The 20,338-nt window shown below is 43.7% G+C and carries 19 protein-coding genes; 5 read left to right on the top strand and 14 right to left on the bottom strand.

Going from position 1 to position 20,338, the window contains the following annotated elements; translation table 11 throughout:
• The first annotated feature begins 18 nt into the window (after window positions 1-18).
• Window positions 19-441, top strand: a complete 423-nt coding sequence (locus FLAVO9R_RS09535) for a DUF4826 family protein (RefSeq protein ID WP_159530777.1) — start codon at window positions 19-21, stop codon at window positions 439-441.
• 35 nt (window positions 442-476) lie between these two features.
• On the opposite strand, the gene FLAVO9R_RS09530 is transcribed toward FLAVO9R_RS09535, so the two are convergent.
• The 7 genes from FLAVO9R_RS09530 to FLAVO9R_RS09500 all read right to left on the bottom strand — a co-directional run bounded on the left by FLAVO9R_RS09530 (window position 477) and on the right by FLAVO9R_RS09500 (window position 7,562).
• Complete coding sequence (locus FLAVO9R_RS09530; protein ID WP_159530775.1) at window positions 477-944, bottom strand: GNAT family N-acetyltransferase; 468 nt, start codon at window positions 942-944, stop codon at window positions 477-479.
• A gap of 9 nt (window positions 945-953) precedes the next feature.
• On the bottom strand, window positions 954-2,120 hold the full coding sequence (locus FLAVO9R_RS09525; protein ID WP_159530773.1) for a JmjC domain-containing protein: 1,167 nt from the start codon (window positions 2,118-2,120) through the stop codon (window positions 954-956).
• A gap of 59 nt (window positions 2,121-2,179) precedes the next feature.
• Window positions 2,180-3,526, bottom strand: coding sequence for an adenylate/guanylate cyclase domain-containing protein (locus FLAVO9R_RS09520; RefSeq protein ID WP_159530771.1), 1,347 nt, complete (start codon window positions 3,524-3,526; stop codon window positions 2,180-2,182).
• A 68-nt stretch (window positions 3,527-3,594) separates the two neighbouring features.
• Window positions 3,595-4,962 carry an adenylosuccinate lyase gene (gene purB, locus FLAVO9R_RS09515; RefSeq protein ID WP_129737948.1) on the bottom strand — a complete coding sequence of 456 codons (1,368 nt, stop codon included), beginning with the start codon at window positions 4,960-4,962 and terminating at the stop codon, window positions 3,595-3,597.
• Between the two features lie 14 nt (window positions 4,963-4,976).
• Window positions 4,977-5,603: a high frequency lysogenization protein HflD gene (hflD, locus tag FLAVO9R_RS09510; RefSeq protein ID WP_159530769.1), complete on the bottom strand. Its 627-nt coding sequence runs from the start codon at window positions 5,601-5,603 to the stop codon at window positions 4,977-4,979.
• Window positions 5,603-6,730, bottom strand: coding sequence for a tRNA 2-thiouridine(34) synthase MnmA (gene mnmA / locus FLAVO9R_RS09505; RefSeq protein WP_159530767.1), 1,128 nt, complete (start codon window positions 6,728-6,730; stop codon window positions 5,603-5,605). Before mnmA ends, hflD begins: the two co-directional genes overlap by 1 nt.
• Window positions 6,731-7,019: 289 nt before the next feature.
• Window positions 7,020-7,562, bottom strand: a complete 543-nt coding sequence (locus FLAVO9R_RS09500; RefSeq protein ID WP_013784396.1) for an rRNA large subunit pseudouridine synthase E — start codon at window positions 7,560-7,562, stop codon at window positions 7,020-7,022.
• Between the two features lie 423 nt (window positions 7,563-7,985).
• Here FLAVO9R_RS09500 and FLAVO9R_RS09495 point away from each other — a divergent pair, with 423 nt between their 5' ends.
• Window positions 7,986-10,205 carry an NADP-dependent isocitrate dehydrogenase gene (locus FLAVO9R_RS09495; RefSeq protein WP_159530765.1) on the top strand — a complete coding sequence of 740 codons (2,220 nt, stop codon included), beginning with the start codon at window positions 7,986-7,988 and terminating at the stop codon, window positions 10,203-10,205.
• Between the two features lie 405 nt (window positions 10,206-10,610).
• Here FLAVO9R_RS09495 and cspD read toward each other — a convergent pair whose 3' ends face one another.
• Window positions 10,611-10,829: a cold shock domain-containing protein CspD gene (gene cspD / locus FLAVO9R_RS09490; RefSeq protein ID WP_013784394.1), complete on the bottom strand. Its 219-nt coding sequence runs from the start codon at window positions 10,827-10,829 to the stop codon at window positions 10,611-10,613.
• Window positions 10,830-11,027: 198 nt separating this feature from the next.
• Between cspD and clpS the strand changes: the two genes are divergently transcribed.
• Window positions 11,028-11,348 carry an ATP-dependent Clp protease adapter ClpS gene (gene clpS, locus FLAVO9R_RS09485; protein ID WP_159530763.1) on the top strand — a complete coding sequence of 107 codons (321 nt, stop codon included), beginning with the start codon at window positions 11,028-11,030 and terminating at the stop codon, window positions 11,346-11,348.
• A 24-nt stretch (window positions 11,349-11,372) separates the two neighbouring features.
• Complete coding sequence (clpA, locus tag FLAVO9R_RS09480) at window positions 11,373-13,649, top strand: ATP-dependent Clp protease ATP-binding subunit ClpA (RefSeq protein WP_159530761.1); 2,277 nt, start codon at window positions 11,373-11,375, stop codon at window positions 13,647-13,649.
• A 348-nt stretch (window positions 13,650-13,997) separates the two neighbouring features.
• Here clpA and infA read toward each other — a convergent pair whose 3' ends face one another.
• From infA to trxB, 4 genes are all read right to left on the bottom strand, one after another.
• A complete protein-coding gene (infA, locus tag FLAVO9R_RS09475; RefSeq protein WP_013784390.1) occupies window positions 13,998-14,216 on the bottom strand; it encodes a translation initiation factor IF-1 in 219 nt (72 codons plus the stop codon).
• Window positions 14,217-14,291: 75 nt separating this feature from the next.
• Entirely contained in the window at window positions 14,292-15,005 is a 714-nt protein-coding gene (locus FLAVO9R_RS09470; protein ID WP_159530759.1) for an arginyltransferase, read from the bottom strand.
• Entirely contained in the window at window positions 15,002-15,748 is a 747-nt protein-coding gene (gene aat, locus FLAVO9R_RS09465) for a leucyl/phenylalanyl-tRNA--protein transferase (RefSeq protein ID WP_159530757.1), read from the bottom strand. The genes FLAVO9R_RS09470 and aat overlap by 4 nt, the downstream gene beginning before the upstream one ends.
• A 53-nt stretch (window positions 15,749-15,801) precedes the next feature.
• Window positions 15,802-16,767, bottom strand: a complete 966-nt coding sequence (gene trxB / locus FLAVO9R_RS09460) for a thioredoxin-disulfide reductase (RefSeq protein WP_057792262.1) — start codon at window positions 16,765-16,767, stop codon at window positions 15,802-15,804.
• A 609-nt stretch (window positions 16,768-17,376) separates the two neighbouring features.
• On the opposite strand from trxB, the gene yfbV reads away from it, so the two are divergent.
• The gene (yfbV, locus tag FLAVO9R_RS09455) at window positions 17,377-17,826 is read left to right on the top strand and encodes a terminus macrodomain insulation protein YfbV (RefSeq protein WP_159530755.1); all 450 of its coding nucleotides are present in this window, start codon (window positions 17,377-17,379) and stop codon (window positions 17,824-17,826) included.
• 67 nt (window positions 17,827-17,893) lie between these two features.
• Here yfbV and FLAVO9R_RS09450 read toward each other — a convergent pair whose 3' ends face one another.
• Window positions 17,894-18,361 carry a SprT family zinc-dependent metalloprotease gene (locus FLAVO9R_RS09450; RefSeq protein ID WP_159534539.1) on the bottom strand — a complete coding sequence of 156 codons (468 nt, stop codon included), beginning with the start codon at window positions 18,359-18,361 and terminating at the stop codon, window positions 17,894-17,896.
• A 64-nt stretch (window positions 18,362-18,425) separates the two neighbouring features.
• Complete coding sequence (gene sppA / locus FLAVO9R_RS09445; RefSeq protein WP_159530753.1) at window positions 18,426-20,291, bottom strand: signal peptide peptidase SppA; 1,866 nt, start codon at window positions 20,289-20,291, stop codon at window positions 18,426-18,428.
• Between the last annotated feature and the right edge of the window lie 47 nt (window positions 20,292-20,338).

Raw genomic sequence — 20,338 nt, 5'->3', positions numbered from 1 at the left:
AATAGATTAGAGAATAATATGACAGACAATACACCACAAAATGAAATGACCGACCAGCAGCGCAGTGAATGGGTGCGTGAGCAATTTCAAAAAGCAAACAAACACCTCGCCGCAAATGGTGTGCTTTTTGAATCAGTCGTAACAAATGAAAGCCGCTATTTGGTGCCTTACTTGGCAGTGTGGAAGATAAAAGATACTAACAATGCAATGTATTGGGTGATGAGTGGCGATTTACCCACTGACTACATTGCTGAGTCTACGGCGGCTACTGCTCGCGATGCAATCAAACATTTCGCAATGGCGTGGCAGTTGAAGGCGGCAAATTTACGCGAGTCAGACAGTGCTGATGCATCGTCGTTGGAGTATGCGGAATTATTAGAAAGTAGAGCAGAAGGCCTGCACGCCATACAAAACCAAGATGAGCTATGGCCAAGCGTTTAAGTTAACCTTTATTGATGCAATGGCTAATGTGATAGTTAATGCATTTGTGAAACATCGGGGAATGGAAAACGTTCTGCAGGGCATTGCATGCGCTGTCGTGCTACGCCACCGTCCATAAACACTTGCCCTTCGGGCTTAAAGCCTAAGCCTTGATGGTACGACACACTATCAAGGCTGCAGCTAACTGTTAAGATAGTAACTTGATGGTGGTTGGCAACCTCTATTAACGCCGCAAACAGCGTGCGGTAAATAGACATGTTTCGGTAGCCGCGTTTCACCGCAATTCTGCCAATTTCCCCACACTGAGTTAACCGCCCGGTTGCAATGGGTAAGCTGGCTTCCTCACCTTCTTCCAAAAGCAGTACATGAAAAGCGCTGGCATCGCGCTCATCAAATTCACTGTCTTGGGGTACTCGCCATTCCAAAACGAATACATCTTCCCTAATTGCTTTAAGTCGATGCTTATCCCTTGCCCAATCGACGTTCTCTATCGTATAAGCCATATCGGTGCTTTATGCTTCTATCCATTCCCAGTAACCTTTGTTTATAAGTGTAGTTAATGTTGCTAAAAACGCAAAAGAGGGGGGATCTGGCAGAATATTCGCAAAAAGAACATCGTTGTTCACTAAAAGCTGAACCCACTGTTCATCTTCCTTGCTAAAACTAAACCGTTCGCCGTTAACGTAAAAGTAGCTACCAGAACGAGAAAGCGATGTATTTTCAGCATCAGTTGCAATGACCGCACGTACACCCGGTGCAGGCGCAAACTCTACACCCGCTTCAAAACCTGCGGCTATTTGGCTATCTGTATATAAATGCTCGGGTGGATATTCAGGAAGCCCTTGTTCGCTTAACGATTCAAGCAACGCATGGGTAAAGTCATCTGAATTAATGGCCGTGATGAGCTGTTTTTTCAACGCGGCGATATCGCTGGGTTCAACCACTGCCGAAGGCATTGACAACTTTCTACCTGCATCGGTAAATCGCACGTTAATGTCGCTGGTTTCTAACATTAACGACAGGCTATCGGCGAGTTGAGCGGTTTCAGGGGCACGAAAGCCTACCGAGTAGGTTAAGCAGTCTTCCAGCGCCTTACCGTCGTGTGGCCAACCCGGCGGAATATAAAGCACATCACCAGGGTGCAGTACTTCATCAATAATTGGCTCGAAGCCTTCAATTTGACGAAGTTTAGGGTGTGGGAATACTTCTTTGTATTCTCCAGGCTTACCTACACGCCAACGGCGCTGCCCTTTTCCTTGTACTAAAAACACATCATATTGGTCGATATGTGCGCCAACACCTGCATTTTTAGTGGCAAAACTTACCATTAGGTCGTCTAAGCGCCAGTTTGGAAGAAAGCGGAAGGGTTCAAGAATATCAGCGACGTCGTGCACATACCTGTCTACACTTTGCACGAGTAGGGTCCATGCCCCTTCGCACACGGCTTCAAAATCATGAATAGGCCCTTGATGTACTTTCCATTCGCCTGTGCTATCAGTAGCGTTGCCACGGGTATTTTCAAAGCTTAGTAGTCGGCTATCTATTTCTTCTTCTTGGGCCAAGCCTGCCAAATCGTGCTCATCGATAGGATCTTCAAAATCTTGAAAAAAGCCACGTAATACTACGGGCTTTTGTTGCCAATAATGAGATAGAAAATGTTCAATATCGAATTCTTTCATTAATTAATCTCCACGCATCTATGAGGGTATTATCGTTTATTCTATAAAGGGTTACTAGCCTAGCGTGTATCAGTAAATCGGTGCTCGAAGGCGTCCAATTGACCTATTTTGCTATTAATTAAAATGGGGCAGAATTTAGCTTGGGTTTCAGCGGGTAGATGGGGAAATGTGCTAGCGCAAACGGTAACGGAATTTCCGTTGCAATGTTGTTCTAACATAGACGCCAAATTAACTGTATTACCCCACACATCGAAAATGCCGTGCTGCCTTTGGGGCATGCCAGCGGTAACAGGGCCTGCTGCCACACCAATACGAATTTGGCACGGCCAGCCTTCTTTTAATGCAAAAACTTTAAAGGTGGCGGTAACGGCAAGTGCAAACAGCACGCAGTTGTTTATGTGATGTGTATTTTCTTGCATTCTACTGTGTGAATGACTCTGCGCACTTGCCTGTGAACTATTCTGCGTATTTGGGTCGCCTTTTTGCGCACCAATTGCAGGGTGTGAAGGAGGGAACATACACAGTTCGCTAACCGCCATGTATTCATCGCCATTCGTTTTTACTGGGAACATGTTGTGCGCAGCGGCGAGCACATCTATTTGGCTGTAAAATGCATCTAAAGCCTCTATTACGTTTTGTTCTCCAAACAAGGGGGCCAACGTTTGATAACCTTTTATATCTGCAAATAACACACTGGCCGAGGTAAAGGTTTGACGCGTTAGCCCTGTTGAAAAACTATTTGAAGTGTGGCGCGAAAGCCCGTTGTGAGGGGTGTTTGAAACGCGGTTCAAAGGGCGAGTAAAAGCGCTTGTAAGCTTGGCTGCAGGAGTTGCTTTTATTAACAATTGCCGCGTATGGCGGTAGTTCACAGCAAGATGATGAAGGTGGCGACGGCTATGGGCATGTAAGGTCAGTATAAGGCCCACGCTGGCTAGGGTTAAGGTAATACTGTTGCTACGGCGAATAGCGCCCTGCCAACCTTGAAGCGAGTAGCTAAATAGGCCGTCGATAACACAGAATGTTAGGGCGAACAGTAACCCCCAGTAAAGTCGTGGACGTTGCTCATGCTGGCTAAACACTCCCACACAGCATAAGCAGCCAATCAATAAAAAGTGCTGAATGTACACGTCACCACGCCATAGGAAAGTCGCTAGCACGATATAGCTGTAATAGCTGGTTAACAGTAGTGTACGAGCATGCGATGGCAGGCCTTTGTTACAAAGGTATAGCGTGGTAAATGCACAAAGAATATGAAAGGTTAGATTCCACCACAGTGCGATATGGTGTGCGCTGTAGTGAGCATAAGCCATCAATAGCGGTGTTTGTAACAATAAGCACAGGGCAAAAAAGCGTGCAGTTGCGTGAAGTATTGCCGCTTTTGAATGAAATGTTTTGTGTGTAAGCATGCCTAAATCCCAACTATAAAAAAACGCGGACTGGCCGCGTTTTTAAGTGTATGGAAAAGGCGATGCCTTTATAACTGATCTACTAGCCTGATTGCATCACCAATGTAGCTTGCAGGTGTTAATGCTTTAAGGTCAGCTTTTGCTGCTTCTGGCATGTCTAAGTTATCAATAAACTCAGCCACGATTTCAGCGTTAACCTTTTTACCACGGGTCAACTCTTTCAATTTCTCGTAAGGCTTTTCAATACCGTAACGACGCATTACCGTTTGAATTGGCTCAGCTAGTAATTCCCAGTTGTTATCAAGTTCATTCAACAAGCTTTGCTCGTTAACTTCTAACTTGCTAATACCTTTAAGGGTAGCTTGATAAGCGATAACCGCATAACCCACACCAACCCCTAAATTACGAAGTACGGTAGAGTCGGTTAAATCACGCTGCCAGCGAGAAATAGGAAGCTTCGCAGCCAAGTGATTAAAGATAGCGTTAGCGAGGCCTAAGTTACCTTCCGAGTTTTCAAAATCGATAGGGTTAACTTTATGCGGCATGGTTGAAGAGCCAATTTCACCTGCAATGGTTTTTTGCTTAAAGTGACCTAGCGCGATATAACCCCACACATCACGATCGAAATCGATAAGAATGGTATTAAAGCGGGCTACTGCATCAAACAACTCGGCAATATAATCATGCGGTTCAATTTGCGTGGTGTATGGGTTCCACGATAAGCCTAGTGATGTGACAAACTTTTCAGACTCGCTGTGCCAGTCTACATCAGCGTAAGCAGATAAATGGGCATTGTAGTTACCTACGGCGCCATTAATTTTGCCTAAAATTTCAACCTTAGCAATTTGCGCACGTTGACGCTTCAAACGCATTGCCACGTTAGCCATTTCCTTACCCATGGTAGAAGGAGAGGCGGGTTGGCCGTGTGTACGTGCCATCATTGGAATGTGTTGGTATTCCTTGGCAAGTGCAATAAGGGCATCGATAAGTTTGTCGCAGTAAGGTAGCAACACGGTATCACGGGCTTCGGTAAGCATAAGGCCGTGAGAAAGGTTGTTAATATCTTCAGACGTACAAGCAAAGTGAATAAACTCATTTACAGCAGATAATTCGCTGTTGCTAGCCACTTGTTCTTTTAGAAAGTATTCAACCGCTTTAACATCGTGGTTGGTGGTGCGCTCAATATCTTTAATGCGCATAGCATCATCAACACTAAAGTTAGCCACAATAGAATCTAATAATGCGTTTGAGGTATCAGAAAACGCAGGAACTTCTTCAATTTTAGTGTTCGCCGATAGCATTTGCAGCCATCGTACTTCCACTTCAACACGGTATTTCAGTAAGCCGTATTCGGAAAAAATACTACGTAATTCTACGCTTTTTCCAGCATATCGACCATCGACAGGGGAAATTGCAGTTAACTGACTCAGTTCCACCTTCAGCTCCTTAACTAGTTTATCAGCCTGAGCGCCTTTACAGCGCTATTTAAAATTTGTTTTCTGCGAAACAAAATGTTCCGACGTTTACCACCCATTTGACGCCACATTACCGCGGCGCGCACGCCTGCAAGTAATATAGCTCGAACTTTGTGCTGCGTAGCCGGTTGGCCAAGATGATCCGGGTTGCCCGCTATTTGAATGCGTGGTGCTAATGGACTAATAATATCGCTGTATATACTGGCCAACGACGACACAATTTGCGGATTTTGAAAATCTACATGTGCCAATTGACGCTGCACGTGAGAAATACGCTCTGCTAGCTCTTTCATAGCGGCAGGTTTACGTGCAAGTTTTCTTTCAAGGCCAAGAATGCTGGCAATATAACGCGTCAACTCGGTGTCTTTGTTCGTTTGTTTATCTGATAACTGTGCGAATAAGGTTTTATACCCAACTTCCAGGTTGCTTAACTTGCCAAACACTTGCTGTGGATTTTCAGGATCGGTAACCAAAATACTGGAAAGACTTGCTTCTACCGCTTCGTCGTTTGCCGTGCCCTTTCTTGCAAGGCTTTGCACAAGTGCCGCAGACTGGCAAACGCCAGCCAAGGCCAAATTATTTTCTATGTCTGTATCTAACATTAACGAATATAGCTCTCAATAATTCCGCCGCCCAAACACACTTCATCTAGGTAGAAAACGGCAGATTGACCAGGTGTAACCGCTTTTTGCGGCTCATCAAAAATGACTTCAATCATATCATCATTGATTGGCGCGAGTGCGCAGGGAATATCAGTTTGACGGTAGCGGGTTTTTACCACAGCTCGCATAGGTTCTGTAATAGCCGTGCGGTCTACCCAATGCAGTTGTTTTGCCACCAAGCCTTTAGAGTATAGGCGAGGGTGGTCGGCACCTTGGCCTACAATTAATACATTGCGTGCTACGTCTTTATCTACCACATACCAAGGTTCTTCACCGTATTTTGCGTGGCCACCAATGTGCAGGCCTTTGCGTTGACCGAGGGTGTGATACATCAAGCCTTCGTGTTTACCAATTTCTTCCCCTTCCGCAGTTTCAATAATACCGGGTTGGGCAGGTAAATAGCGGCCTAAAAAGTCCTTAAATTTACGTTCGCCGATAAAACAGATGCCGGTGGAATCTTTTTTGTCGTGGGTGATTAGCCCTTGTTCTTCAGCAATTTTACGTACCAGAGGCTTTTCAATATCGCCTACAGGGAACAAGGTTTTCGCTACGTGTTCTTCACCTAGGGTATAGAGGAAGTAGCTTTGATCTTTATTTTCATCCAACCCGCGCAATAGCTGCCACTTGCCACCTTGATGGCGGCGGCGCACGTAATGACCGGTTGCAATATAGTCTGCACCTAAGTCTTCGGCGGCAAATTCAAGGAACGCTTTAAACTTAATTTCCTTGTTGCACATTATATCGGGGTTAGGCGTTCTGCCTGCTTTGTATTCTTCTAGGAAATACTCAAATACGTTATCCCAGTATTCAGCGGCAAAATTGATGGTGTGAAGCTCAATGCCTAATTTGTCAGCGACGGCTTGTGCATCTTTTAAATCTTCGGCGGCTAAGCAATATTCATCATTATCATCTTCTTCCCAGTTCTTCATGAACAAGCCTTCTACCTGATAGCCTTGCTGTAATAGCAAGTAGGCAGAAACGGAAGAGTCGACGCCGCCGGACATTCCGACGATCACTTTTTTGCTCGCGTTTGATTCAATATCAGTCACAACGTAGATAACACTCATTTAGGTTGATTTCAGGGTGGCGGATTTTACCAGATAAAGCACACCAATTCACATAATAAAGCGATTGTGTTCAATCGTTTTACTTTCTCGACAAATTTTATTGTCGGGATGCGTAAATTGGTCGTTTAAATGCGTATTTCAAGCGCCGAATTTCAATATTCAATAAATCAAAAAGCTATAACTAATAATGAACGTAATCACAGTTAGGTTTCATCATTACAGTGACGTATTAAAAAAAGAAACACACTATTGAGTATTTGAAGAAATCGGCATTACTATAACGCTGATGTTAGAAACACACGTATTTGCCATTATCGATGCCATCAATGGTCCAGTTGCCCACGCGATAGCGCACCAAACGTAATGTAGGAAAGCCAATGTGGGCGGTCATGCGTCTAACTTGGCGGTTCCTGCCTTCACTGATTGTGATAGACAACCAGCTAGTAGGAATAGCTTGACGAAAACGAACTGGCGGGATCCTGTCCCATAGTTCAGGTGGGTCTATAGCCACAACTTTTGCGGGTTTGGTCATACCGTCTTTAAGCTCAACGCCGTTCCGTAAGGCGTCTAGCGCGGCCTCGTTAGGAATACCTTCAACTTGTACCCAATAAGTTTTGCTGGTCTTGGCTTCGGGGTGCGCCAGTTTATGTTGTAGTTTTCCGTCGTTAGTCAGCACCAATAACCCTTCGGAATCTCTGTCTAATCGACCGGCAGCATATACCCCAGGTATATCAATATAGTCTTTGAGGGTTTCTCGGCCGTCCGCATCGGTAAATTGAGACAGTACTTGAAATGGTTTGTTGAATAATACGATTTTGCTTTCGTTTGCCATGGTGTGAATAATTACTCTTATTCGAGGGATACTTTCTATTGCAAAAGCCTATCACAATGCGCGAAAAACTGCCCAAATAAGACACGGCTAAAACCAAAAAGGGCATAAAAATATGTGGGAAATTCGGTGAAATTCAGGCAAGTCGTCGGTTAAGACAATGGTATGACTTGTAACTAAAAGTTTCGACCTTATACTAATGTTCGCAGTTATAAAAATAACAGACTGCCCATTCGTGTTGAGTGCATGAAGGTTGCGTTAATCTCAGCACGAGGACGAAAACAACAAGTGGTTCTGTTGTTAAGTGCAACAGAACATAAAACATCAATTACGTATCGTAGTGACCGAAGGCTTTCCACATGCTTTGTGTTAGTGCGACTAATGGACTAAAACGGTAGTACGCTACCGACAACATTGAGGTACATAATGACCAAGTCTAAGATCATCTATACTAAAACAGATGAAGCGCCAATGCTGGCGACGTACTCGTTGCTTCCTATTATTAAGAAGTTTGCTAGTGCTGCTGATGTTGAAGTAGAGCTAAGCGATATCTCTCTTGCAGCCCGTGTTTTGGCTACTTTCCCCGAGTTTCTTTCTGAAGAGCAACGTGTGAATGATACGTTATCTGAACTTGGTGCGATGACGCAAGATCCTGAAGCTAACATCATTAAGCTACCAAATGTAAGTGCGTCTATTCCTCAGTTACGCGCCACTATCGCTGAACTTAACGAAAAAGGCTTTAACGTACCGGCTTTCCCAGATTCGCCTAAAACTGACGAAGAGCAAGATATTCGTGAGCGTTACGGCAAGGTATTAGGTAGTGCAGTAAACCCTGTATTACGTGAAGGTAACTCAGATCGCCGTGCACCTACTGCAGTAAAGAACTTTGCTCGTAAGCATCCGCATTCAATGGGTGAGTGGTCACAAGCATCTCGCACTCACGTAGCGCACATGCGTGGCGGCGACTTCTACTCAGGTGAAAAATCAGTAACCGTAGAAAAAGAAGGCTATGTTAGCATTGAGTTCACCGGAAAAGACGGTAGCAAGAAAACCCTTAAGCCTAAGGTGAATTTACTTGCTGGTGAAGTTATCGATGCAATGTACATGAGCAAAAAAGCCTTGTGTGAATTCTTCGAAGAACAAATTGAAGATGCGAAAAATACAGGCGTTTTATTCTCTCTACACGTTAAAGCTACGATGATGAAGGTGTCTCACCCCATCGTGTTTGGTCACTGCGTTAAAGTTTTCTACAAAGACTTGTTCGAAAAATGGGGCGACCTTTTTGAAGAGCTAGGCGTAAACGCTAATAACGGCCTTGGTAGCGTTTACGATAAAATTGCTAGCCTTCCTGAATCTCAGCGTTCTGAAATTCAAAAAGACATCAATGCTTGTTATGCCGACCGTCCACCTATCGCAATGGTGAACTCAGACAAAGGTATTTCTAACCTACACGTACCAAGTGACGTCATTGTAGATGCTTCTATGCCAGCAATGATCCGTAACTCTGGTCAAATGTGGGGACCGGATGGGAAGTCGCACGATACTAAAGCGGTTATTCCTGAAAGCACGTACGCCACTATTTACCAGGAAGTGATTAACTTCTGTAAAACTCACGGTGCATTCGATCCAACTACAATGGGTACAGTACCAAACGTTGGTTTGATGGCGCAGAAGGCTGAAGAATACGGTTCACACGATAAAACGTTTGAAATGGAAGCTGACGGTACAGTACAAGTTGTCGATCAAGACGGTAACGTATTGATGGAGCATGCTGTTGAAGAGGGTGATATCTGGCGTATGTGTCAGGTGAAAGATGCACCTATTCAAGACTGGGTTAAGCTAGCGGTTACCCGTGCACGCCAATCTGGTATGCCTGCTGTATTTTGGTTAGATGATGAGCGTGCTCACGATGCACAGCTAATCACTAAAGTAGAAACTTACTTGAAAGACCACGATACGTCTGGTTTAGACATTTCAATTATGGCACCTGTTCGCGCTATCCGTTTCAGTATGGAACGTGCTATTCGCGGCCTAGATACTATTTCAGTAACCGGTAACGTACTGCGTGACTACCTCACTGACTTGTTCCCCATTCTTGAGCTTGGCACCAGTGCTAAAATGCTTTCAATTGTGCCGCTAATGGCAGGCGGCGGTTTGTATGAAACTGGCGCTGGTGGTAGTGCACCTAAGCATGTTCAACAGTTCGTTGAAGAAGGTCACCTTCGTTGGGATTCACTGGGTGAGTTCTTAGCGTTAGCGGTTTCACTTGAAGACGTGGCTATTAAGCACGACAACAAGAAAGCGAAAATAATCGCTACTGCGTTAGACAAAGCAACTGAAAATTTGCTTAACAATGGCAAGTCTCCAATGCGTAAAGCAGGCCAATTAGATAACCGTGGTAGCCACGTTTATCTTGGTTTGTACTGGGCTGAAGAAGTGGCTAACCAAACTGAAGACGCTGACTTAGCGGCGCAGTTTAAAGCGGTATATGATGAACTATCGGCTAAAATCGATACTATCATTACTGAGATTGATGAATCTCAAGGTAAGCCTCAAGATATCGGCGGATACTACTACCCTGATTCAGAGAAACTAGAAGCGACTATGTCACCTAGTGAAACTTTGAAAGCGATTCTTAACGCTTAATAAAACTAATTAGGTTACTAATTTTTTAGTAACTTATATTTAAAAGCGCCCCTGGTTAAATAGTCAGGGGCGCTTTTTTTATATTGATTGAAAATAAAAAAATTAATGGTAAAAATTTATAAACATTTACTCAGCTTTATGCTAATTAATTTCGGTTTTTTACTGGTTAGTGCAATTTAATCTAACAATATGGGTAAGCAGAAAGGTAAATTATCTGAAGTAAGCTCAGAATATTTAAAAATAAGTAATAAATAAAAGAAGCGTTGCGAGGAAATAAATAAAATTTAATAAAAAGAGTAGGCCAGACATCTCTATGAGAGTGAACGATAGTCGACTCCCTAAGAAAAAACCCACTGCCGCCTAAGGAGGCAGCAACAGGTTTCTGTAGAATTTGTTCGGTGTTACTTAACGCTCTGGTTCTTCTTTAAAGCCTATGTTTTCGGCGTGTAGGCCTTTAGGGCCCTGTTGCACGTCATACGTGACTTCTTGACCAGCTTTAAGTGAGCGATATCCTTCCATTTGGATAGTTGAGTAGTGTGCAAAAATATCTTCGCCACCATCTTCAGGTACAATAAAACCAAATCCTTTCGCGTTGTTAAACCATTTAACTTTGCCAATCGCCATACTTCGACTTCCTCTTAATCCTTGAACTAACACGATTATGCCCCCACAATATAATTGAAGGCAGTGTGACGTGTCTTGTAAACAACAACGTCACCCCTAAAATGTAGATTTTTTAACCATATTATGTCAAGAGCAAATGTGAATTAATTTTATCCTAAAGTTAGTGAGACATCTGCCAACAAAGCACTATTATTAATTATGAGTAGAGACAACGCCATTAGCATCGAAAGGGAAAAACTCAAAGACGCGCAGCGCCAAAAACCGCAGCCGCCGCCAATGTATAAAGTGTTGTTGAACAACGACGATTACACGCCAATGGATTTTGTAATTGAAGTGCTCATGCAATTTTTCAATATGGATGCTGAGAAAGCTCATCAAATTATGCTAACAGTACACTACCAAGGTAAGGCGGTTTGTGGCATTTTTACTGCTGAGATAGCAGAAACCAAGGTGATGCAGGTGAATCAGTATGCGCGTAAGCACAGTCATCCGCTTATGTGTACTATGGAACAGGCGTAAGTCAATTTGTAGAGGGCGAGCGATATGTTAAATAAAGAATTAGAACAGACGTTGAACGATGCGTTTGTATTTGCCAGAGAACACCGCCATGAGTTTATGACGGTCGAGCATTTATTGCTGGCGCTACTTGATAACTCGGCAGCCCGTGAAGCACTGCATGCCTGCGGTGCGGATATTGAAGCAATTAAAAGCGAGTTGATCTCTTTCGTTAAAGACACCACCCCGTTGATTCTTGACGAGCAAATGAACGAACGAGAAACACAGCCTACTTTAGGTTTTCAGCGCGTGCTCCAACGTGCAGTCTTCCATGTGCAATCATCTGGCAAAGAAGAAGTAACGGGTGCCAATGTACTCGTGGCTATTTTCAGTGAGCAAGAGTCTCAAGCCGTATTCATTCTTAAAAAGTCTGATGTAACCCGCTTAGATATCGTTAATTTCATTAGTCACGGTGTGAGTAAAGCCGAAGATGACGCACCGATTAATTCAGATTCTGGTGAAGAAGGTGATGGTGCGGAAGAAAGTGGGTCGGCATTAAGTAAATACGCTACCGATTTAAATCGCCATGCCAAAGAAGGTAAGGTAGACCCATTAATAGGGCGCGACACTGAAGTAGAACGCACCATTCAGATTTTATGTCGTCGCAGAAAGAACAACCCGCTACTAGTGGGTGAAGCTGGTGTAGGTAAAACCGCTATTGCTGAAGGGTTGGCCTATCGAATTGTAAACGAAGACGTGCCTGAAGTTATCAGCAACAGTACCGTTTATTCCCTAGATTTAGGTGGCTTGCTAGCGGGTACTAAATATCGTGGTGATTTTGAGAAACGCTTAAAAGCGATATTGAAAGAATTGTCGAAAGACGAAGACGCCATTCTGTTTATTGATGAAATTCATACCATCATTGGTGCTGGTGCAGCATCTGGCGGTGTTATGGATGCGTCGAACTTGCTAAAGCCTAAGCTTTCAAGCGGTGAACTTCGTTGTATTGGCTCAACAACTTATCAGGAATACCAAGGTATTTTTGAAAAAGACAGAGCCTTGGCCCGTCGTTTCCAAAAAGTGGATGTAACTGAGCCAAGCGTAAGTGATACCACCAAAATTCTACTTGGCCTTAAAAGCCGATATGAAGATCATCACAACGTTCGCTATACACAAAAAGCGATTCAGGCTGCCGCCGAGCTATCGGCTAAGTACATTAACGAACGCCACTTGCCTGATAAGGCCATTGACGTAATGGATGAAGCCGGTGCAAGCCAGCGCTTGTTGCCACAATCGAAGCGTAAGAAAACGATTGGGGTAGGGGATATTGAGCAGATTATTGCGAAAATGGCCCGAATTCCTGAAAAGTCTGTGTCAGCGTCTGACAAAGAAGTACTTAAGAACCTTGGCCGCAACCTTAAAATGATGGTGTTTGGCCAAGACAAAGCCATAGAGACCCTTAACGATGCTATTTTACTGTCGCGTTCTGGTTTAGGTGCAGAAGAAAAGCCAATTGGTAGTTTCTTGTTTGCAGGGCCTACCGGTGTGGGTAAAACCGAAGTCACGCAGCAACTTGCTAAAATAATGGGCGTTGAGTTGGTTCGATTCGATATGTCTGAGTACATGGAACGCCACGCGGTAAGCCGTTTGATTGGTGCGCCTCCTGGTTATGTGGGTTTTGAGCAAGGTGGATTGTTAACCGATGCGGTTATTAAAAATCCATACTCAGTGGTACTGCTAGATGAAATCGAGAAAGCGCACAGTGATATCTACAACATTTTGTTGCAGGTCATGGATCACGGTACGCTTACCGATAATAATGGTCGTAAAGTAGACTTCAGAAATGTGGTATTGGTAATGACTACCAATGCGGGTGTACAGGAAACCGTGCGCAAGTCTATTGGCTTTAAACAGCAAGATCATAGCCACGATGCGCTATCTGAAATCAATAAGGTGTTTAGCCCTGAATTCAGAAACCGCTTAGACGGTATTATCTGGTTTAATCACCTTGATGCTGAGGTTATCTTGCAGGTTGTCGATAAGTTTATTATCGAGCTTCAGGCGCAGCTGGACGTTAAAGGTGTATCTTTAGAGGTTACCCCTGCAGCTAGAGCTTATTTAGCCGAGAAGGGCTATGACAAGGCCATGGGTGCCCGTCCTATGTCTCGCTTAATTAAAGAAGAGATTAAGAAAGAGCTTGCGAATGAATTGCTGTTCGGTGAATTAACGAAAGGCGGCGACGTTAAAGTAGATTTGAACGACGATAAGTTGGAGTTTGAATATTCAGGCGTTGATGCGGTTAAAGAAGAAACAGAGTCTAGCTAACACCTAATGAACTCGTTGTACTAGACGTTTAATGTCGAATAAAAAATGCTGCGCCTGAAAAGGGTGTGGCATTTTTTTTTTTTTTGTGAAATGGAAGCTTTGAACATTTAAGCGTTGAGCCCTTAACGCGATAAATTTGAGACTGCTAGGCAGGTTTATTACCTGTTGATGCAAAGTACCAAATTCTAAGCGCTAACCCCAAATGCAAACCCAAACACTTTAATGCTAATCCCCAAGCGTAAGGGTATTGCTAAAATGCCTTCGCGGGGCTTAACCCGCCACATACAAAAAAGCCCAATGATCTACATTGGGCTTTTTTTTGGAATGCGTTGACCGCTTAATGGCTCATTATCTGGCGCGATAAATGATACGACCTTTTGTTAGGTCATAAGGAGTCATCTCAACAGTGACCTTATCGCCAGTAAGAATTCGGATATAGTTTTTACGCATCTTACCAGAAATGTGTGCTGTCACTACGTGACCATTTTCTAGTTCAACACGGAACATAGTATTAGGTAGGGTGTCTTGAACCGTACCTTCCATTTCAATACAATCTTCTTTTGCCATGTAAAGCAGTTACCTCAGTAATTCAAATTTTTTGCCGCGCAGACATTAACCAATCTTGCCTTGCGTGTAAAGCGATTAAGCAGGTTTTTTATCAAAACGCTGCCATTTGTTGCCAGAAAATTGCTCATAAGGGAAAAATTTGTGCTTATAAGACATTTTTTGGCATTCTTCTACGTAATATCCCAAGTAGACAAAATCTCGTTCTTGTCGTTTTGCCTGCTCGATTTGCATCATGATCATCCATGTCCCGAGAGACGATGAGTGATAATCAGGATCGTAAAAAGTATAAAGTGCCGATAAAGCCTGATGCTCTTCACCATTATCGATGGTGTCTGTTACTGCCACAGCAATTAACGTATCGCCATCATAGGCCTCAATAAATTGTGGGCGTTTCCATTCGCATAGAATAAAGTTTTCAAACTGTTCTCTAGAAGGCGGGTACATGCTGCCATCGGTGTGTCGGGCACAAATATATTTCTCGTACAACGGATAATATAAATGATTGGCGCTCTGGGCACGGGTTACCACAAAATGTTGGTTGCGATTGAGAATGCGCTTTTGACTTTTAGAAGGCCGAAAAGTGACAACCGGTATTCTCACTGATTCACAGGCATGACAGTCTGGGCAGTGTGGGCGATAAATTTGCTCGCCACTGCGCCTAAATCCTACTTGAATAAGTTGACCATAACGCCACGCGAGCTGGTTATCTGATTCCGCGTAAACCAGTAATTGTTCTTGTTGATTGGGCAAATAGCTACAATCAAAAGATTGCGTAATTCCAAATCTCACGGTGTAATAACCTGCGGATGCCACTGATGCATGTAGTCGGTAGTTAGAGAGCCTTCATCGGTTAGAGTGTGGTTGCTACTTTGCAGTTTTTCAATAAATTCGTCACGGAAAATCGTTTTTGCACCTAATGAGCCAAGATGATCCGTTGGCAGTTGACAATCAATGAATGCCATCTTGTTACGTTTCATGTGCTCAACTAATGCGAGCATAGCTAATTTGGAGGTGTTGCTTTGCTTGTGAAACATAGATTCACCGCAATACACTTTCCCTACACCAACCCCGTATAAGCCCCCTACAAGTGCATCACCGTCCCACACTTCGACTGAATGAGCTAAACCAAGCTGATGCAAATAACTGTAAGCTTTTTGCATATCTTCAGTTATCCAGGTGTCTTGACTGGGCGCCTGTGAATTCGGATTTTTACGAGGAATATTGGCACAGGCATTAATCACAGAATCGAATGCGCTATTCAGCGTAACCTTGTAGCGCTTTTGTCGAACCAGTTTGCGTAAACTTTTCGAACACACGAAATCATCTAATTCGATAATAGAGCGTGGATTGGGTGACCACCACAACAAGGGTTCGTCATCACTAAACCAAGGGAATATTCCGCTAGAATAGGCCGAAAAAAGACGCTGGGCGCTAAGATCTGCGCCAAAGGCTAGTAGGCCGTTTGGATCATCAAGTGCTTCAGATACAGGGGGAAAGGGTGTATCAATGTCTAAATAGGGCAGCGCTATCATAAACGGAAAGACTTCAAGCCCTGAAAATATCAGAGCTTGAAACCAAACAAGGCTTAGCCTTGCTCAGGCATAAAGCCATCTAGGTATTTTTCTGCATCTAACGCGGCCATACAGCCCGTTCCTGCGGACGTTATTGCTTGACGGTAAATATGATCGCTCACATCACCGGCGGCAAATACACCTTCAACACTTGTTTGAGTCGCGTTGCCGTGCAGGCCGCTGTTGACCACTATGTAGCCGTCTTTCATTTCAAGCTGTTCAGCAAAAATGTCAGTGTTAGGCTTGTGGCCGATAGCTACGAAAAGACCCATTACATCAAGTTCTTCGGTTGCTTCGCCATCGGTCTCTTTAATGCGAATTTTCGTCACACCCATTTCGTCACCCATAACTTCATCAAGGGTACGGTCTAGGTGTAATACCACATTGCCATTTTCCGCTTTGTCACGAAGGCGCTGTTCAAGAATCTTTTCACTACGGAAGGTATCGCGGCGATGCACAACATGAACTTCAGATGCAATATTAGATAAATACAAGGCTTCTTCAACGGCCGTATTACCACCGCCAATTACCGCTACTTTTTGATTACGATAGAAAAAGCCGTCACAGGTAGCACAGGCAGAAACCCCTTTACCCATAAACGCTTGTTCAGATTCCATACCGAGATATTTGGCAGATGCACCAGTAGCAATAATTAATGCGTCACATGTGTACGTACCACTGTCACCGTAAAGGGTGAAAGGACGCTTGGTTAAATCTGTTTTGTTAATATGGTCGAAGATAATTTCAGTATCGAACTTCTCTGCATGCTTTTGCATACGAACCATAAGGTCTGGACCTGTAAGCCCTTCAGGATCGCCTGGCCAGTTTTCTACTTCTGTGGTCGTAGTAAGCTGTCCGCCTTGCTGGATCCCCGTTAAAAGCACAGGTTCTAGGTTTGCTCTAGCTGCATACACTGCCGCTGAGTAGCCTGCTGGGCCCGATCCTAAAATAAGTAGGCGAACATGTCTGTTATCTGCCATTTGTATCTCCAACTAATGCCCATTTACCGGGCTGAATTCTGCTATAATTTTGAAACGAAGCTTGTCCACTGTCTGTTGCTGTAGCCAACTGCCGCTCTAGGTAGCTAGGTAAGGCCTGCACCTTGCTTTTTCAACTGCTAATTGCTCAATACCATCGAAAAACACGATGCCTTAATAAAATAGCATTGAAAGAAGGGCATTATGATGCCTTCATGATGATGAAAAGTCACCCATCTGATGTTCTAGGCTATAATTAATTATCTAATTAAGGCTATTTTTAAATTATTTATAATGAAAAGCGGCGTTATTGAGACGAACTTACGTTGAATTAGGCGAAATTCATATTACAATTCATGTTGTAGCGATAGTTTAATATTGTGCTTTAGAAATCATGTTTAGGCACCATATTAACGCTGAGCGTTGGGGTTATATTTAAGTGTTTGTGTTATCACTGAGCTTTTTTGCAAAAACAGCGTTTAAATAACTATGGCGTTTATACTTGCGATAATCACGAGCCAATCTGGCGTTAAAGCGGCGCTAACTGGCTATTGAAATGCAACGAACAGGCATCCATAGTGCGCTACTTACTGAAGTGAAATGAGGTGGTTTATGTCACAGTCTGTGATAACAATGCTAAAAGATGGCCAGCACTACATGAAAACCTGGCCCGTCAAAAAAGAACTGTATGCTTACTTCCCCGAATGTAGGGTGGTTGCCGCCACGCGTTTTGCTATAAAGACCATGCCGCCTGCGGCGATACTCTCGTGCGCATTGTTACTTCAGAACATGGGCACAGACTATATTCCACAAACTATCACCATAGGTGCATTCTTTCTCAGTATTCCACTTCAGGGGTTATTGTGGTTGGGTCATCGTTCAAACCAATACTTACCACCGCAATTAAAAAGCTGGTATCAAGATATCCACAGTAAGATGCGCTCTGAAGGTTGTAATGTATCGTCGGTTAAATCGAAACCTAAATATAAAGAATTGGCAGCGTTACTCAAAACCGCTTTTAATGATTTAGATAACGTATTTACTAAACATTGGTTCCGCTAAACCCAATTGGGCGCTGCTGTGCCTAGGCACGTATGCTCGCTAGCGAATTAACTAACCGACTAACCAACTAGATAGCTAACTTCTCTTCTACAAGCTCGCCATTGCATTTTCGGCACTTATACTGCGCTCCTTTTAAAATTTTATTGTGTCGTCTTATGGTCAGTTGGTGCGTACTGCAAAGGCAGGCATAGTTGAACTGCTTCCCAATCACTCCTTTTACATCAAAACTGTGGGTAGCGTTAGCCGGGCGCTGAAACACATCAATCATAATGGCTTGCCATTCCACACCGTGGGGCTTTACCTTTTTGAATAATTGCCAAGTCAGTAAATGGCTCACTTCATGGGGAATAACATCTTCTATGAATGCGTGTTCATTCTGTTTGAATAGTTCGGGATGTAAGTTAATGCGATTTTGTTGTAGGTACGCAGTGCCTGCATTCTTACCAGAGCGTCTAAAGCTAAGCGCAGGGCGGGGGAATGTACGCTTAAAATATTCATCAGCGCATTGATAGCAGCCTTCTACAGCATCAGCAATATGCTGACGCTGTAGAGAGGTTAAATCGCGACTTGCTATGGTAGTACCTTACCTAGGTTATTAATTACTCTACTTGGCACTGCAAGCAAAGAATATAGGTACCCATAGGGTCGTTCAGTTCGTTGAAAATATCGAACTCGCTTAATACACGTTTAAATTCGTTAATCAGCGCAGAGTCTGAGTTAGCAAACTGCCACTTTCCAACAAACGTAAAGGCTTGACCGAAGAACTCTTTCCAAAACAGCTCTTGTGCTGAAAGTGTACGTTGAACATAGAAAGTATCGTAGTTTTCTAGTGCAGCGAATTCTGCCGCTGCATTAACCGCGTCTTCTAATGTGCCCAGTTCATCAACTAGCCCAAGTTCTAAGGCATCTGTACCAATCCATACACGCCCTTGTGCAACGTCATCTACTTCATCTACCGTCATATCTCGGGCGTTCGATACCAAAGATAAGAAATTACCGTAGCTGGTTTCAACGTTGCGTTGCAAAATTTGGCCAAATTCTGGCGCAAGTGGGCGTACCGCTGAGAACCCAGCTAGCTCATTCGAGCCAACGCCGTCACTATGAATACCTAAATAATCAAGAGAGTTTTCGTATGTCATAAACATGCCGAATACGCCGATAGAGCCAGTAATAGTGCTTGGGCTGGCAAAAATGCGATCGGCGTTAGCTGCAATCCAATAACCGCCTGATGCAGCATATGTGCTCATAGAAACCACCACCGGTTTACCTGCGTTTTTCAACTCAAGTACTTCTTGGCGAATAATCTCTGAACCTAACGTACTGCCCCCTGGTGAATCTATTTGCAGTACTACTGCTTTCACGTTTTCATCTAACCGTGCTTTGCGTAGTAAACGTGCAGTACTATCGCCGCCAATGGTGCCCGCTTTTTGATTGCCATTTAAAATAGTGCCCTTCGCTACCACAATTGCCACCTTGTCGATGTCACTGTTGATAGACGGTAGGGGAGGGTTAATCACTTTTAAGTAGGTGTTAAAGTTAGTCACGTTAACACCGTGATTGTCTTCGTTCTCGCCTACTAGGCCGGTAAGTTCTACGCGAACCTCTTCACGGGTTTTTAGTGCATCTACCCAATTATTTTGTAATGCGTAATTTGCAAAATCCCCACCAGCTTGTTCAAACTTAGCCAGTAAGCCTTCCAAGGTTTCATCAAAGTTTGAAAGAGGGATACCACGGGCAACCGCAACGTCTTCTTTATATTGCTGCCAGTAACCGTCTAACCATTTACGCTCAGCTTCTTTGGCCGCCTCAGACATATCGTTACGAATAAGCGGTTCTACTGCTGACTTATAAGTTCCCACGCGGAAAATGTGCGTCGTAACCTTGAGTTTTTCCAAGAAATCTTTGAAATACATGCCATAACGACCATAGCCATCTAGCAGTAATGAACCCATTGGATTGAGATAAACGTGATTCGCATGCGCTGCAAGATAGTACTGCTCTTTAGTGTAGTAATCACCAATGGCGTACACTGGCTTTTCAGAGGATTTGAAATCGTTGATGGCGCGCGCTACCGTACGAAGTTTGTCTAAACCGCCGCCAGATAAACCTTGAAGGTCTAAAACCAACGCTTTAATCCGTCTGTCTTGCTTAGCGTTTTCGATAACTTTTACCACATCACGCACTAGCACTTCTGGGTTATCGGGCTCTGACCCCATGGCATCTTGTAAAAACTGTTCGAAGGGATCGACAGACTCTTTTTCAATAACAAGTTGTCCGTTCAACGTAAGTAAAAGCGCACTATTCGTTTTTACCGTAAGTTGGTCGTCTTCTTGAGAGGTAATCGCAATGATTATGCCAACAAAAATCACCAGAAAAATGACATTGAAAAAAAGCTTACGGGTGAAGTTTAAAACCGTCCACAGGCCAATAAATAAGGATTTAGTCCAGTTTCCTTTGGCAGCCATAAATTACATTACCTTCTGTTTGTTTAACTCTATTATGTTACCGAATC

Origin of the sequence: Alteromonas sp. 38 (assembly GCF_902506055.1) — a bacterium.
Taxonomy (GTDB): domain Bacteria; phylum Pseudomonadota; class Gammaproteobacteria; order Enterobacterales; family Alteromonadaceae; genus Alteromonas; species Alteromonas lipotrueae.
The sequence above is the reverse complement of the archived record's forward strand: the minus strand, read 5'-3'. Positions and strand labels throughout refer to the sequence as shown.

Coding starts and splice junctions, on each gene's coding strand:
- FLAVO9R_RS09535 (WP_159530777.1), top strand. CDS start 19: ATGACAGACAATACACCACAAAATGAAATGACCGACCAGCAGCGCAGT.
- FLAVO9R_RS09530 (WP_159530775.1), bottom strand. CDS start 944: ATGGCTTATACGATAGAGAACGTCGATTGGGCAAGGGATAAGCATCGA.
- FLAVO9R_RS09525 (WP_159530773.1), bottom strand. CDS start 2,120: ATGAAAGAATTCGATATTGAACATTTTCTATCTCATTATTGGCAACAA.
- FLAVO9R_RS09520 (WP_159530771.1), bottom strand. CDS start 3,526: ATGCTTACACACAAAACATTTCATTCAAAAGCGGCAATACTTCACGCA.
- hflD (WP_159530769.1), bottom strand. CDS start 5,603: ATGTTAGATACAGACATAGAAAATAATTTGGCCTTGGCTGGCGTTTGC.
- mnmA (WP_159530767.1), bottom strand. CDS start 6,730: ATGAGTGTTATCTACGTTGTGACTGATATTGAATCAAACGCGAGCAAA.
- FLAVO9R_RS09500 (WP_013784396.1), bottom strand. CDS start 7,562: ATGGCAAACGAAAGCAAAATCGTATTATTCAACAAACCATTTCAAGTA.
- FLAVO9R_RS09495 (WP_159530765.1), top strand. CDS start 7,986: ATGACCAAGTCTAAGATCATCTATACTAAAACAGATGAAGCGCCAATG.
- cspD (WP_013784394.1), bottom strand. CDS start 10,829: ATGGCGATTGGCAAAGTTAAATGGTTTAACAACGCGAAAGGATTTGGT.
- clpS (WP_159530763.1), top strand. CDS start 11,028: ATGAGTAGAGACAACGCCATTAGCATCGAAAGGGAAAAACTCAAAGAC.
- clpA (WP_159530761.1), top strand. CDS start 11,373: ATGTTAAATAAAGAATTAGAACAGACGTTGAACGATGCGTTTGTATTT.
- infA (WP_013784390.1), bottom strand. CDS start 14,216: ATGGCAAAAGAAGATTGTATTGAAATGGAAGGTACGGTTCAAGACACC.
- aat (WP_159530757.1), bottom strand. CDS start 15,748: ATGATAGCGCTGCCCTATTTAGACATTGATACACCCTTTCCCCCTGTA.
- trxB (WP_057792262.1), bottom strand. CDS start 16,767: ATGGCAGATAACAGACATGTTCGCCTACTTATTTTAGGATCGGGCCCA.
- yfbV (WP_159530755.1), top strand. CDS start 17,377: ATGTCACAGTCTGTGATAACAATGCTAAAAGATGGCCAGCACTACATG.
- sppA (WP_159530753.1), bottom strand. CDS start 20,291: ATGGCTGCCAAAGGAAACTGGACTAAATCCTTATTTATTGGCCTGTGG.